General features: G+C 46.7%; 11 protein-coding genes and 2 rRNA genes. All 13 read right to left on the reverse strand.

The window, feature by feature from the left end; genetic code table 11:
* Window positions 1–48: 48 nt before the first annotated feature.
* The 13 genes from NST16_RS17640 to NST16_RS17700 all read right to left on the reverse strand — a co-directional run bounded on the left by NST16_RS17640 (window position 49) and on the right by NST16_RS17700 (window position 14,424).
* Window positions 49–2,976, reverse strand: a 23S ribosomal RNA gene (locus NST16_RS17640).
* A gap of 169 nt (window positions 2,977–3,145) precedes the next feature.
* Window positions 3,146–4,695 (reverse strand): 16S ribosomal RNA (locus tag NST16_RS17645).
* Together the 16S and 23S rRNA genes form the textbook arrangement of a ribosomal RNA operon.
* Before the next feature lie 312 nt (window positions 4,696–5,007).
* Window positions 5,008–6,507, reverse strand: coding sequence for a lysine--tRNA ligase (lysS, locus tag NST16_RS17650; protein ID WP_010332730.1), 1,500 nt, complete (start codon window positions 6,505–6,507; stop codon window positions 5,008–5,010).
* 91 nt (window positions 6,508–6,598) lie between these two features.
* Window positions 6,599–7,600, reverse strand: coding sequence for a tRNA dihydrouridine synthase DusB (dusB, locus tag NST16_RS17655; protein WP_340887766.1), 1,002 nt, complete (start codon window positions 7,598–7,600; stop codon window positions 6,599–6,601).
* A gap of 13 nt (window positions 7,601–7,613) precedes the next feature.
* A complete protein-coding gene (locus NST16_RS17660; RefSeq protein WP_010332728.1) occupies window positions 7,614–7,832 on the reverse strand; it encodes a helix-turn-helix domain-containing protein in 219 nt (72 codons plus the stop codon).
* Window positions 7,784–8,287 carry a 2-amino-4-hydroxy-6-hydroxymethyldihydropteridine diphosphokinase gene (gene folK / locus NST16_RS17665; protein WP_168746770.1) on the reverse strand — a complete coding sequence of 168 codons (504 nt, stop codon included), beginning with the start codon at window positions 8,285–8,287 and terminating at the stop codon, window positions 7,784–7,786. The genes NST16_RS17660 and folK overlap by 49 nt, the downstream gene beginning before the upstream one ends.
* Complete coding sequence (gene folB / locus NST16_RS17670; RefSeq protein ID WP_010332726.1) at window positions 8,284–8,646, reverse strand: dihydroneopterin aldolase; 363 nt, start codon at window positions 8,644–8,646, stop codon at window positions 8,284–8,286. The genes folK and folB overlap by 4 nt, the downstream gene beginning before the upstream one ends.
* Window positions 8,639–9,496, reverse strand: coding sequence for a dihydropteroate synthase (gene folP, locus NST16_RS17675; protein ID WP_268506032.1), 858 nt, complete (start codon window positions 9,494–9,496; stop codon window positions 8,639–8,641). Before folP ends, folB begins: the two co-directional genes overlap by 8 nt.
* Before the next feature lie 14 nt (window positions 9,497–9,510).
* Window positions 9,511–10,359, reverse strand: a complete 849-nt coding sequence (gene pabC, locus NST16_RS17680; protein ID WP_340888415.1) for an aminodeoxychorismate lyase — start codon at window positions 10,357–10,359, stop codon at window positions 9,511–9,513.
* The gene (pabA, locus tag NST16_RS17685) at window positions 10,359–10,943 is read right to left on the reverse strand and encodes an aminodeoxychorismate/anthranilate synthase component II (protein WP_340887768.1); all 585 of its coding nucleotides are present in this window, start codon (window positions 10,941–10,943) and stop codon (window positions 10,359–10,361) included. The genes pabC and pabA overlap by 1 nt, the downstream gene beginning before the upstream one ends.
* A 13-nt stretch (window positions 10,944–10,956) precedes the next feature.
* Window positions 10,957–12,366 (reverse strand): anthranilate synthase component I family protein, encoded by a 1,410-nt coding sequence (locus NST16_RS17690; RefSeq protein ID WP_340887770.1) that lies wholly within the window; start codon window positions 12,364–12,366, stop codon window positions 10,957–10,959.
* A 162-nt stretch (window positions 12,367–12,528) separates the two neighbouring features.
* On the reverse strand, window positions 12,529–13,455 hold the full coding sequence (cysK, locus tag NST16_RS17695) for a cysteine synthase A (protein ID WP_010332721.1): 927 nt from the start codon (window positions 13,453–13,455) through the stop codon (window positions 12,529–12,531).
* A 75-nt stretch (window positions 13,456–13,530) separates the two neighbouring features.
* Window positions 13,531–14,424, reverse strand: coding sequence for a peptidyl-prolyl cis-trans isomerase (locus NST16_RS17700; RefSeq protein WP_010332720.1), 894 nt, complete (start codon window positions 14,422–14,424; stop codon window positions 13,531–13,533).
* Window positions 14,425–14,428: the final 4 nt, after the last annotated feature.

The raw sequence follows: 14,428 nt of genomic DNA on the forward strand, positions 1-14,428 counted from the left end.
GAGAGTGTTCTCTCAAAACTAGATAACAGGTGTGACATCATTAGAAATTAGGTTAAGTCCTCGATCGATTAGTATCTGTCAGCTCCATGTGTCGCCACACTTCCACCTCAGACCTATCAACCTGATCATCTTTCAGGGATCTTACTTCCTTGCGGAATGGGAAATCTCATCTTGAGGGGGGCTTCATGCTTAGATGCTTTCAGCACTTATCCCGTCCGCACATAGCTACCCAGCGATGCCCTTGGCAGAACAACTGGTACACCAGCGGTGCGTCCATCCCGGTCCTCTCGTACTAAGGACAGCTCCTCTCAAATTTCCTGCGCCCGCGACGGATAGGGACCGAACTGTCTCACGACGTTCTGAACCCAGCTCGCGTACCGCTTTAATGGGCGAACAGCCCAACCCTTGGGACCGACTACAGCCCCAGGATGCGATGAGCCGACATCGAGGTGCCAAACCTCCCCGTCGATGTGGACTCTTGGGGGAGATAAGCCTGTTATCCCCGGGGTAGCTTTTATCCGTTGAGCGATGGCCCTTCCATGCGGAACCACCGGATCACTAAGCCCGACTTTCGTCCCTGCTCGACTTGTAGGTCTCGCAGTCAAGCTCCCTTGTGCCTTTACACTCTGCGAATGATTTCCAACCATTCTGAGGGAACCTTTGGGCGCCTCCGTTACCTTTTAGGAGGCGACCGCCCCAGTCAAACTGCCCACCTGACACTGTCTCCCCGCCCGATAAGGGCGGCGGGTTAGAAGGTCAATACAGCCAGGGTAGTATCCCACCGATGCCTCCACCGAAGCTGGCGCTCCGGTTTCCAAGGCTCCTACCTATCCTGTACAAGCTGTACCAACATTCAATATCAGGCTGCAGTAAAGCTCCACGGGGTCTTTCCGTCCTGTCGCGGGTAACCTGCATCTTCACAGGTACTATAATTTCACCGAGTCTCTCGTTGAGACAGTGCCCAGATCGTTGCGCCTTTCGTGCGGGTCGGAACTTACCCGACAAGGAATTTCGCTACCTTAGGACCGTTATAGTTACGGCCGCCGTTTACTGGGGCTTCAATTCGCACCTTCGCTTACGCTAAGCGCTCCTCTTAACCTTCCAGCACCGGGCAGGCGTCAGCCCCTATACTTCGCCTTACGGCTTCGCAGAGACCTGTGTTTTTGCTAAACAGTCGCCTGGGCCTATTCACTGCGGCTCTCTCGGGCTTGCACCCTAACAGAGCACCCCTTCTCCCGAAGTTACGGGGTCATTTTGCCGAGTTCCTTAACGAGAGTTCTCTCGATCACCTTAGGATTCTCTCCTCGCCTACCTGTGTCGGTTTGCGGTACGGGCACCTCTCACCTCGCTAGAGGCTTTTCTTGGCAGTGTGGAATCAGGAACTTCGCTACTAAATTTCGCTCGCCATCACAGCTCAGCCTTATGGGAAACGGATTTGCCTATTTCCCAGCCTAACTGCTTGGACGCGGATATCCAATACCGCGCTTACCCTATCCTCCTGCGTCCCCCCATTGCTCAAATGGTGAGGAGGTGGTACAGGAATATCAACCTGTTGTCCATCGCCTACGCCTTTCGGCCTCGGCTTAGGTCCCGACTAACCCTGAGCGGACGAGCCTTCCTCAGGAAACCTTAGGCATTCGGTGGAGGGGATTCTCACCCCTCTTTCGCTACTCATACCGGCATTCTCACTTCTAAGCGCTCCACCAGTCCTTCCGGTCTGGCTTCACAGCCCTTAGAACGCTCTCCTACCACTGTTCGAAGAACAGTCCGCAGCTTCGGTGATACGTTTAGCCCCGGTACATTTTCGGCGCAGAGTCACTCGACCAGTGAGCTATTACGCACTCTTTAAATGGTGGCTGCTTCTAAGCCAACATCCTGGTTGTCTAAGCAACTCCACATCCTTTTCCACTTAACGTATACTTTGGGACCTTAGCTGGCGGTCTGGGCTGTTTCCCTTTCGACTACGGATCTTATCACTCGCAGTCTGACTCCCAAGGATAAGTCATTGGCATTCGGAGTTTGACTGAATTCGGTAACCCGGTAGGGGCCCCTAGTCCAATCAGTGCTCTACCTCCAAGACTCTTACCTTGAGGCTAGCCCTAAAGCTATTTCGGAGAGAACCAGCTATCTCCAGGTTCGATTGGCATTTCACCCCTACCCACACCTCATCCCCGCACTTTTCAACGTGCGTGGGTTCGGGCCTCCATTCAGTGTTACCTGAACTTCACCCTGGACATGGGTAGATCACCTGGTTTCGGGTCTACGACCACGTACTCATGCGCCCTATTCAGACTCGCTTTCGCTGCGGCTCCGCATCTTCTGCTTAACCTTGCACGGGATCGTAACTCGCCGGTTCATTCTACAAAAGGCACGCCATCACCCGTTAACGGGCTCTGACTACTTGTAGGCACACGGTTTCAGGATCTCTTTCACTCCCCTTCCGGGGTGCTTTTCACCTTTCCCTCACGGTACTGGTTCACTATCGGTCACTAGGGAGTATTTAGCCTTGGGAGATGGTCCTCCCGGATTCCGACGGAATTTCACGTGTTCCGCCGTACTCAGGATCCACTCTGGAGAGAACGAAGTTTTGACTACAGGGCTGTTACCTTCTATGGCGGGCCTTTCCAGACCTCTTCATCTACCTCGTTCCTTTGTAACTCCGTATAGAGTGTCCTACAACCCCAAGAGGCAAGCCTCTTGGTTTGGGCTAATCCCGTTTCGCTCGCCGCTACTCAGGGAATCGCATTTGCTTTCTCTTCCTCCGGGTACTTAGATGTTTCAGTTCCCCGGGTCTGCCTTCTCATATCCTATGAATTCAGATATGGATACCACTCCATTACGAGTGGTGGGTTTCCCCATTCGGAAATCTCCGGATCAAAGCTTGCTTACAGCTCCCCGAAGCATATCGGTGTTCGTCCCGTCCTTCATCGGCTCCTAGTGCCAAGGCATCCACCGTGCGCCCTTTCTAACTTAACCGTTAAAAAGAATCACTATGTGATATCTTGTGTTACTAATTGAATGTGATGTCTACTGTTATCTAGTTTTCAAAGAACACGTTTCGAAGGAATGATCCTTCAAAACTAAACAAGACAGGGAACGTTCTGTTTATAAGACCCAAGGTCTTATATTCCGTAAATATCCTTAGAAAGGAGGTGATCCAGCCGCACCTTCCGATACGGCTACCTTGTTACGACTTCACCCCAATCATCTGTCCCACCTTCGGCGGCTGGCTCCATAAAGGTTACCTCACCGACTTCGGGTGTTACAAACTCTCGTGGTGTGACGGGCGGTGTGTACAAGGCCCGGGAACGTATTCACCGCGGCATGCTGATCCGCGATTACTAGCGATTCCAGCTTCACGCAGTCGAGTTGCAGACTGCGATCCGAACTGAGAACAGATTTGTGGGATTGGCTTAACCTCGCGGTTTTGCTGCCCTTTGTTCTGTCCATTGTAGCACGTGTGTAGCCCAGGTCATAAGGGGCATGATGATTTGACGTCATCCCCACCTTCCTCCGGTTTGTCACCGGCAGTCACCTTAGAGTGCCCAACTGAATGCTGGCAACTAAGATCAAGGGTTGCGCTCGTTGCGGGACTTAACCCAACATCTCACGACACGAGCTGACGACAACCATGCACCACCTGTCACTCTGCCCCCGAAGGGGACGTCCTATCTCTAGGATTGTCAGAGGATGTCAAGACCTGGTAAGGTTCTTCGCGTTGCTTCGAATTAAACCACATGCTCCACCGCTTGTGCGGGCCCCCGTCAATTCCTTTGAGTTTCAGTCTTGCGACCGTACTCCCCAGGCGGAGTGCTTAATGCGTTAGCTGCAGCACTAAGGGGCGGAAACCCCCTAACACTTAGCACTCATCGTTTACGGCGTGGACTACCAGGGTATCTAATCCTGTTCGCTCCCCACGCTTTCGCTCCTCAGCGTCAGTTACAGACCAGAGAGTCGCCTTCGCCACTGGTGTTCCTCCACATCTCTACGCATTTCACCGCTACACGTGGAATTCCACTCTCCTCTTCTGCACTCAAGTTCCCCAGTTTCCAATGACCCTCCCCGGTTGAGCCGGGGGCTTTCACATCAGACTTAAGGAACCGCCTGCGAGCCCTTTACGCCCAATAATTCCGGACAACGCTTGCCACCTACGTATTACCGCGGCTGCTGGCACGTAGTTAGCCGTGGCTTTCTGGTTAGGTACCGTCAAGGTACCGCCCTATTCGAACGGTACTTGTTCTTCCCTAACAACAGAGCTTTACGATCCGAAAACCTTCATCACTCACGCGGCGTTGCTCCGTCAGACTTTCGTCCATTGCGGAAGATTCCCTACTGCTGCCTCCCGTAGGAGTCTGGGCCGTGTCTCAGTCCCAGTGTGGCCGATCACCCTCTCAGGTCGGCTACGCATCGTTGCCTTGGTGAGCCGTTACCTCACCAACTAGCTAATGCGCCGCGGGTCCATCTGTAAGTGGTAGCCGAAGCCACCTTTTATGTTTGAACCATGCGGTTCAAACAAGCATCCGGTATTAGCCCCGGTTTCCCGGAGTTATCCCAGTCTTACAGGCAGGTTACCCACGTGTTACTCACCCGTCCGCCGCTAACATCAGGGAGCAAGCTCCCATCTGTCCGCTCGACTTGCATGTATTAGGCACGCCGCCAGCGTTCGTCCTGAGCCAGGATCAAACTCTCCGATAAAGTAGTTTGACTGACTACGCACATCGCTGTGCGATTTTATAATAAAACTTGAATTAACAGGTACGTTTTGTCTTGTTTAGTTTTCAAAGATCATTTTGTCACTTCGTTTAAGCGACTTTATTATTATAACTCTTTGTCTTGTTGAAGTCAATAACTTTTTTGAAGTTATTTTTTTGTCATCGCCTTGTTTAGCGGCAACGAATAATAATATACCACCTTGTAAATAATAGTGCAATAGTTTTTTTGAAGAAAAACCAAAGGAATTATAAAAGAGCGTCATCCTTCTATTAGAAAGGTTGACGCTCTTTAACATTAGCGCTGTCTCATTTGCGGGAATAACAGTACATCTCGGATCGAAGGAGCATTCGTAAGCAGCATGACGAGGCGATCGATCCCGATGCCTAAGCCTCCTGTTGGCGGCATGCCATACTCCAGTGCTTCAACGAAGTCTTCATCCATTAAATGAGCTTCATCATTACCCTCTTCTCGTTCTTTTAATTGAGCTTCAAAACGCTCTCTTTGATCAATAGGGTCATTTAGCTCTGTGAATGCATTTGCATGCTCACGGCCTACGATAAACAGTTCAAAACGGTCTGTGAAGCGCGGGTCCTCTGGATTTTTCTTAGCAAGAGGAGAGATTTCTACTGGATGTCCATAAATAAACGTCGGCTGGATAAGCGTTTCCTCGATTTTTTGTTCGAAGAATTCGTTTATAATATGGCCCACTGTCATAGAGTCTTTAATCTCTACACCATGCTCTTTTGCATATTCACGGGCCTGCTCAACAGTTACCTCTTCCCAGAAGTCAACGCCTGTCGCTTCTTTGACTGCGTCAACCATATGGATTCTTTTCCACTCAGGTTTCAGTTCAATTTGTTCTTCGCCGTATTGGATTGTCGTCGTGCCAAGCACTTCTTGTGCGATATGTGCGACAAGGTTTTCAGTTAAGCTCATGATATCTTTATAGTCAGCATACGCTTCATATAATTCAATCATTGTGAATTCTGGGTTATGGCGTGTAGAGACGCCTTCATTACGGAAAACACGGCCGATTTCATATACTTTTTCTAAACCGCCGACAATCAAGCGTTTCAGATGCAGTTCAATCGCAATACGCATGTAGAGCGGAATATCTAAAGCATTATGATGGGTAATGAACGGACGCGCGGAGGCTCCCCCTGGAATGCTGTGCATAGTTGGTGTTTCTACTTCTAAGTATCCGTGATCATCAAGGTATCTTCTCATCGCTTGAATGATCTTGCTTCGTGTGATGAACGTATGTTTGCTGTCCGGATTTACGATAAGATCCAGGTAGCGTTGACGGTAGCGCTGCTCAACGTCTTTTAAACCATGATATTTATCCGGCAGCGGACGAAGCGCTTTTGTCAGCAAATCAAATGATGTTGCTTTTACAGACAGTTCGCCTACATTTGTTTTGAACACTTTTCCGGTTACGCCGATAAGGTCACCAAGGTCGGAAGATTTAAAGATTTCATATTGGTCGTCACCGACACTGTCTTTTCTTACGTAGATTTGAATTTGACCTTCTAAATCCTGAAGGTGCGCGAAGCCGGCTTTTCCTTTACCGCGCTTTGTCATCATACGGCCTGCGATTGTGACTTCAATCGCTTTTTCTTCTAACTCTTCTTTCGTTAGATTTTGATATGCCGCAATAATTTGCTCAGATTGATGAGTTCTTTCAAAACGTGCGCCGAATGGATCTATACCGTTTTCTCTCATCTGATTCATTTTGTCGCGTCTGACTTGCAGCTGGTCGTTTAATTCTTCATGATTATGCTCTTCTTGACTCATCGTTATCACTCCATTACAGATATTGTCTCATGAAAAAAGCAGAAAAACTGCCAGCATAAAACTGGCAGTGAGCAGCAAATAGAGGTGAGTATTATCCTACTTTTGCGTCTTGAAGCCCTTTTGCCTCAACTTCAGCAGTAAATGCATCTAAAAGCTGTACAAGCTCTTCTCTTGTCTCGCAATGATTGATTCCATTCCGAACCTCCGCATTGCCTCTTACGCCTTTCAGATACCACGCAGCATGTTTTCTCATTTCTCTTACCGCTACATTTTCACCTTTTAAGTTAATCAAGCGGTCAAGATGCAGTTTGCATACCGCCATTTTTTCACGTACCTGCGGCTCTTCTTTTAATTCACCTGTTTCAAGGTATTGAACTGTACGGTAAATCATCCACGGATTGCCCAGTGCGGCGCGACCGATCATGACACCGTCCACTCCTGTTTCATCAAGCATACGCTTAGCATCCTGCGGCGTCTTGACATCACCGTTTCCAATGACCGGAATCGATACAGACTGTTTTACTTCTTTGATAATATCCCAGTTTGCAGTTCCTTCGTACATCTGCACTCTTGTACGGCCATGAAGCGCAACTGCTTTTCCGCCCGCACGCTCAACAGCCTGTGCGTTTTTCACGGCGAAAATGTGGTCTTCATCCCAGCCCATTCTCATTTTCACTGTAACTGGTTTATCAACGGCAGCTACTACTGCAGCAACCATTTCGTAAATCTTATCAGGATCCAGAAGCCATTTCGCTCCCGCATCGCATTTTGTAATCTTGGGTACCGGGCATCCCATGTTAATATCAATGATATCAGCAGTTGTGTTCTGGTCTACAAACTTCGCCGCTTCCACAAGGGTTTCCTTTTTTCCTCCGAAGATTTGAAGGCTGAGCGGTTTTTCACGTTCATCAATATAAAGCATACCCATTGTTTTGGCATTGTTGTAAAGGATCGCTTTGTCGCTGACCATTTCAGCGCATACCAATCCGGCTCCGAATTCCTTTACAGTCAATCTGAATGCTGAGTTGCAGACACCAGCCATAGGGGCCAGCACAACCGGATTTTTCAATTGAATATCACCGATTTTAAACATTTTTCCCCTCCTTTCATTTGTTATTATTTTCTGGCGGCGCTAATTCGTCCGCGCTTATATTTAAAACATCTGCTGCGCTGTGAATGATGGCAGCTGACGGCAATCGGTTTCCGCGTTCAATTTCGCCGAGAATGGAAACTGATATACCTAATGCTTTTGCAAATCCTTCTTGAGTATAACCTTTCAGCTTTCTGAATGCACGAATTCGTCTACCCCAGATTTCTGCTTCCATACTCTTACACCTTCTTGGTCGGTTTCCGCGCTTTTTGCCTCTTTTTCAACCCACTTGCATATTTCCGCAAGCGGCGCAAGGACAAATAAACGCTCATACATTCTCGGATGCGGAACAATTAGTTGCTCTGTTTCAATATTTTCACGATTAAACAGTAAAATGTCAAGGTCTGCCGTCCTCGGACCCCATCTGACTTCTCTCGTCCTGCCCAATTCATTTTCTATATGCTGAGTTAGCTCAAGGAGCTGAAACGGATTCAGCGACGTCTCGATTTCAACTGCCATATTTAAAAATTCATCTTGGGCCTCGTATCCGACTGGGTCTGTTTCGTAAATAGAAGACACTTTCGTGACTGTTACTGCCTCATGGTGATGGAGCATCTCCACCGCTCGCCGTAAATACGTTTCTCTATCTCCAATATTAGATCCAAGTGCAATATAAGCGATATTGTTCATGATTTTTTTCTCGTGATTTCTATTGCTACTGATTTATAGTGGCCGGGAATGGGCGGATCTGGCTTAATCACTTTTACAGTACATTGCTGTACCCGATGAAATTTCTTCAGGACAGTGTCCGCAATACGTTCTGCCAGTGTTTCCACCAGTTTCACAGGCTCACCTTCGACGATATCTTTACATACATGGTAAAGCTCGGCATAGTTAATGGTTTGCTCAAGGTCGTCTGTTTGTCCCGCCTTGCTTAAATCCAATTCTGCAGTTAAATCGACTTTAAAACGCTGTCCGAGCTTGTTCTCTTCTTTGAACACACCGTGATAGCCGTAAAACTCCATGCCTTCTACGTAGACTTTATCCATGATGCATCCCTCCCTTGTTCAGCATTGCATCCATCATTTTTGCCATTCTTGCTATTTGTTTTACATCATGGACTCTCACAATGTCACAGCCCTTTTGAATGCCTAGACACACAGTTGCACCTGTGCCCTCAGCCCGCTCCTCAGGAGGAAGATCCAGCACACGGCCGATAAATCTTTTTCGGGAGGTTGCAAGGAGAACCGGATAGCCAAGTCCGCTGAAAACCTCTAGCTTGTTCATGACTGCCAGATTATCGTGATAGTCCTTCGCAAAACCAATACCGGGATCGAGGATAATGTTCTTCTCCTCTACACCTGCTTCAACAGCAATCTTTACACTTTCCATTAAATCTGACAGCATATCCGGTATTAAGTCGTTGTAGTTTCTTTCTTTGCGGTTATGCATGAGAACGATTGGAACATTGTGTTCAGCTGCGACAGACGCCATTTTCGGATCATACTTTGCTCCCCAAATATCATTGATAATCGAAGCGCCGGCTTTAACAGCTTCATCGGCGACAGAAGCCTTGTACGTATCTACAGAGATCGGCACCGCCAGCTCTTTTGTAATCCGCTCAATCACAGGAATTACTCTGGCCATCTCTTCGTCCTCGGACACATATTCGGCGCCGGGTCTTGTCGATTCGCCGCCGATATCAATAATATGTGCACCGTTATCGATCATCTCTTTCGCGTGCAACAGGGCCTTGTCCAGGCTGTCATATTTTCCGCCATCCGAGAAAGAGTCAGGCGTTACGTTTAAAATACCCATCACCAGCGTCTTTTCTTGATATGATAATGCGCTGGGTTTGGTATGGATTACTTGTGTTTGGTCTATCGTTTGCTGCGCCATTCTCTTCCTCCCTGTCATGAATTCATGTTCTTTATTTCTTGATGGTATAGCGTTTGTAAAGCGGAAGTTATTTCTCCGTTTCTGCCCGGATAGGTCACTTCTTCTATTTGAGAGAACGGAATGATCTCAAGAACCGAGTTGGTCATCCATGCTTCATCTGCCGTCAAAAGGGCTTCAAGCTGGTAGCGGCCGGTTTTGACATCCATCCCTATTCTCTTAGCGTTCTCCATGACAAAACGTCTCGTGACGCCGTCAAGAATTCCGGTATCAAGTGATGGTGTATAGATACAGCTGCCTTTTCTCCAGAAGACATTCGAAATGATGCCCTCTGCTACAGCGCAATCCTCCGTTAAAAAGATCCCTTCAAACCGCGGATCATTTCCGATCTCCCGTTTTGCATACATATTATTTAGATAGTGATGAGATTTTAACCGGAACGGCCCCTCCGGTGTGTTTCTCCGTACCGACAAAACCTTCCCTTCCTTTTGCAAAGGAAGACTTTCTGGTTTTAGCTGGTTAACAAAACATAAGACTGTTGGCTTATCGTAAGTTTGAGCAGCGAAGCCTTTATCACTGATGCCGGCTGATATGTTCAGCCTGACGCGGGCATTGCCGTCTTTGATATCATTCAGCCCGAGCAGCTTGTCCAGCATCTCAATAACCTCTTGTTTTGTCACAGTGTACTCGATCTGCAGATCCTTAAGTGCGCGTTCAAGCCGTTCTAAATGCCAATCAAGCAGGAACGGTCGCCCTTCATAAAGCCTGAAAGTCTCAAAAACACCAATCCCATATAAAAAACCATGGTCAAAAGGAGAAAGAACTGCATCTTTCTCCTCTATAAATCGGCCATTTACATATATCATCACGCAATGACTTCCTTGCGGTACGTTTCAATAAAATTTCTGAGCATTTCTTTTCCAAAGGAAGTCATAATAGACTCTGGATGAAATTGAACGCCTTCTATCGGAAGATCATTGTGCCGTATAGCCATGATTTCTCCCTCTTTCGTTTGTGCCGTTACTGTGAAACAGCTTGGCAGCGTATCAGACTTTACGATCAGTGAGTGGTATCGTGTCGCTACAAGCGGGTTTTGCAAACCTTTAAAAATCGTCTTGCCGTCATGCTCGATTTCTGAGGTTTTTCCGTGCATCAGCCGCTCTGCTCTGACCACGTCTCCGCCAAACACCTGTGCAATAGACTGATGTCCGAGACATACCCCAAAAACGGGGATTTTGCCTGCGAAGTGTTTAATTGCTTCAAGGCTGATCCCAGCTTCATCAGGACTGCAGGGTCCGGGTGAAATCATTAAGAAATCCGGTGACAGCTCTTCAATTTGCTCTATTGTAATATCGTCATTGCGTTTTACAATCAGCTCTTCTCCAAGCTCGCCCAAATACTGCACTAAGTTGTACGTGAAAGAATCATAGTTATCAATCATTAAAATCATTTCTCTGCTCACCTCATCTAATTTTTGTCTCTACTTCGCTCAGCTCTAACGCCTTTTGCATCGCAAAAGCTTTTTTGAATGATTCTCTGTATTCATGCTTAGGGACAGAATCAATCACAACTCCTGCTCCGGATTGCATAAACGCCTGTCCTCCGGTTGCATAAATGGTTCGGATCACGATATTAAACTGAAGATCCTGATTATACCCAAACCACCCTATAGATCCAGTATAAAGCCCACGGCGTGTCGGCTCAAGTTCTTCTATAATTTCCATTGTCCTTACTTTAGGCGCACCTGTAATCGTCCCTCCAGGAAATACAGCATTAATAATATCGACAGCGTCGTATCCATCCTGCAGTTCACCTTGGACATTAGACACAATGTGCATGACGTGGGAGTATTTTTCAATTGCCATGAATTCATTAACCCGCACTGATCCGTAACGGGAAACTCTGCCCAGATCATTTCGTTCCAGATCAACCAGCATGACGTGCTCAGCGCGTTCCTTTTCATTATGGATCAATTCGTTTGCGAGCGCTTCATCTTCCTCATCCGTTTTCCCTCTGGAACGAGTGCCTGCGATCGGTCTTGTCTCTAACAGTTTGCCCTTTTTACTGACAAGAAGTTCAGGAGATCCGCAAATAATTTGGAAATCCGGTGTTTCTAAATATGCCATATACGGAGAAGGATTCACTTCTCTCAGCTTTTTGTAGATTTCATACGGGTGAGCAGACAGTGACTGCGACTGCCTGATCGATAGGTTAACTTGAAAAACATCTCCGCTTGCAATGTATTGCTTGATTTTCTCTACAGCCTGAGAAAAGCTTTCTTCAGTAAATGGCGCTGCAAAGGAACCGTCAGCTGTATATGTCATCTCTTGTAACGGCTCACCGGGAAGCTCAGTCAGCCACATATGTTCGAGCTGGGACAGCTTTTCGTCCGCTGATTCGTTCTCGTCATTCACATGGGTGACCAGCCAAAGAGATTGTTCTTCATGGTCATAGACGGCTATATCATCAAAGACAAGAAAATAGATATCAGGTGTCTCCAGGTCATCTAATGAGAGCATTTTGAAGTTTTCAATGTAGCGGGCGTAATCATAGCTGAGAAACCCGATTGCCCCGCCTTGAAAATCTGGGAGCTCGTGATCTGTTTCTGTTTCCAGCGTTTTAAACCAGCTGTGGAAGGCACGTAGTGGATCACCTTCTTCAAACAGCATCTCATCCCCATGCTTAATGGTTGTAATTCCGTCTTTTCCTTTTACAGTCGCAATTGGATCGAGACCGGCTATACTGTATCTGCCGCCTCTTGCACTTTCAAGAAGCACGTGCTGTTTTCTGGATTGTGAAAGTTTCTCATATTGTTGCAAGAATGAATCTTTTTGAAAAGGTACTTTTCTGCCTGCCGGTCTGCGTTGTGCCATTTATATCATTCCTCTGTTTTCTTTTTCTGCTTTTTTTATTGTAAAGCAATATCATGAGTGAAAAAAGTGAATTTCTCTTCCAAGAATAAGATTCGTCGCGGACACGGCATATTTGATGCACAAATAAAAAAACTCCCGGGCACCGGGAGTTTGTCGGATTTTTTAATCGAATTGATACAGCGGCGTACTCAAATAACGTTCGCCGTTACTCGGAATGATAGCTAATACTTTTTTGCCCTTTCCGAGTTTTTTCGCTACTTGAATAGCTGCATAGATGGCCGCACCTGATGAGATGCCTCCGAGGATTCCTTCTTCACGGGCAGCTCTGCGCGCATATTCAAATGCTTCTTCATTCTTCACAGGGAAGATTTCATCGTATACTTCAGTGTTTAAGATGTCAGGCACAAAGCCAGCTCCGATTCCCTGAATTTTGTGGGGGCCTGGTTTTCCTCCTGAAAGCACTGGGGAATCTGACGGTTCAACAGCGTAGATTTTGACGGAAGGATATGCTTCCTTCAGGACTTCACCCGCTCCAGTAATCGTTCCGCCTGTTCCGATTCCGGCTACAAATGCATCAAGCTGGTCATCACCGAATTGCTCAACAATTTCTTTACCTGTTGTTTGGCGATGGATTTCAGGGTTCGATGGATTGTTAAACTGCTGCGGCACGAAGTATCCGTGTTTTTCTGCAAGCTCTTCCGCTTTCTTAATGGCACCTTTCATGCCTTCCGCACCCGGCGTCAGCACAAGCTCAGCACCATATGCGCGAAGAAGGTTGCGGCGCTCCATGCTCATTGTGTCAGGCATAACCAAAATCGCTTTTAAACCTTTAGCTGCAGCAACCATTGCCAGCCCAATTCCTGTATTTCCGCTTGTCGGTTCAATGATTGTATCGCCAGCTTTTAATTTCCCTTCTTTTTCAGCGGCTTCAATCATCGCTAAACCGATACGGTCTTTTACACTGCTTCCAGGGTTCATGTATTCAAGCTTCAAATATACATCCGCACTGTTTTCATCAACAAGGCGATTTAATTTAACGATTGGCGTATTCCCAATTAATTCAGTAATGGAGTTTGCTACACGTACCATTCTTGACACCTCAATTTCCGACTATTTGTATTGGTATTATGTATATAATCTATCAATTTCAAAATTTTTTGTCAATCATTTAGTTCTTTTTTCCCCATAGAACCAAGACACGTCAGCTTCTTTCCAAAGCGATTTTACAGTGGCTTTATCACCTAACTGATCCATGGCGATCTGCCGTTTAATCTGATTCTTCACTTCTTCGTATGAGAACGTTCTCGCATTTAACTTTTCTTTCAGTTGAATAATCGCATAGCCGTTGTTTACCTTGATCGGTTCGTCTGACCATTCATCTTGTTTTAGTGTCTTTGCTTCTTCAATGTATGATGACGGAATGTTGTCTGATGCTTCAGTGACAAACCCTAAATCTCCGCCGTATGGTGACGTATATCTGTCCGTGGATCGTTCCGCCGCAACAGCTTCAAAGCTTGAGCCGCCTTCAAGCTCTTTTAAAACTTGTCTGGCTTCTTCTTCATCCTTTACAACAATATGCCGAATACGATACGAATCATCAAACTGATACAGTTCTTTATTTTGATTATAAAATGATTTCATTTCTGTCTTTGAAATATCAATATCCCTTGTTAATAATTCTTCAAGAAGAATATTATAGCGAATTTGGTCTTTCCACTCTTTTTCAGTTGTATGCTCGTCTTCGTAAAATGAATTGTTTACCGCCTTAATCAGCAGAAATTCCCTATCAATTTCGTTCTTAGATACTTTGAGATCGTTCTTTTTGGCAAGCTGCTCAACCACGCGGACATTGATCATATCTTCGAGTGTTGATTTTCCGTATTCATCTTCCATTTCCTTCAGCCATTCTTCTCTTGTGACGCTTTTGCCTCCAATAGTAGCAATGGACTCGTTGGACGGGGAAGCGCTGGCTTGAGATTTCGTCAGTGTATATGCTACCGCGATACAGCATACCAACAGCGCGCCCCAAATGATTGTCCAGATTGTTCTTGATTTCAAATTT

Source organism: Bacillus sp. FSL K6-1005 (genome assembly GCF_038000225.1).
GTDB classification, from domain to species: Bacteria; Bacillota; Bacilli; order Bacillales; family Bacillaceae; genus Bacillus; species Bacillus mojavensis.

What these genes read in the sequence shown, in the direction of transcription:
- lysS (WP_010332730.1), bottom strand. Translation starts at nt 6,507, where the DNA reads ATGAGTCAAGAAGAGCATAATCATGAAGAATTAAACGACCAGCTGCAA.
- dusB (WP_340887766.1), bottom strand. Translation starts at nt 7,600, where the DNA reads ATGTTTAAAATCGGTGATATTCAATTGAAAAATCCGGTTGTGCTGGCC.
- NST16_RS17660 (WP_010332728.1), bottom strand. Translation starts at nt 7,832, where the DNA reads ATGGAAGCAGAAATCTGGGGTAGACGAATTCGTGCATTCAGAAAGCTG.
- folK (WP_168746770.1), bottom strand. Translation starts at nt 8,287, where the DNA reads ATGAACAATATCGCTTATATTGCACTTGGATCTAATATTGGAGATAGA.
- folB (WP_010332726.1), bottom strand. Translation starts at nt 8,646, where the DNA reads ATGGATAAAGTCTACGTAGAAGGCATGGAGTTTTACGGCTATCACGGT.
- folP (WP_268506032.1), bottom strand. Translation starts at nt 9,496, where the DNA reads ATGGCGCAGCAAACGATAGACCAAACACAAGTAATCCATACCAAACCC.
- pabC (WP_340888415.1), bottom strand. Translation starts at nt 10,359, where the DNA reads ATGATATATGTAAATGGCCGATTTATAGAGGAGAAAGATGCAGTTCTT.
- pabA (WP_340887768.1), bottom strand. Translation starts at nt 10,943, where the DNA reads ATGATTTTAATGATTGATAACTATGATTCTTTCACGTACAACTTAGTG.
- NST16_RS17690 (WP_340887770.1), bottom strand. Translation starts at nt 12,366, where the DNA reads ATGGCACAACGCAGACCGGCAGGCAGAAAAGTACCTTTTCAAAAAGAT.
- cysK (WP_010332721.1), bottom strand. Translation starts at nt 13,455, where the DNA reads ATGGTACGTGTAGCAAACTCCATTACTGAATTAATTGGGAATACGCCA.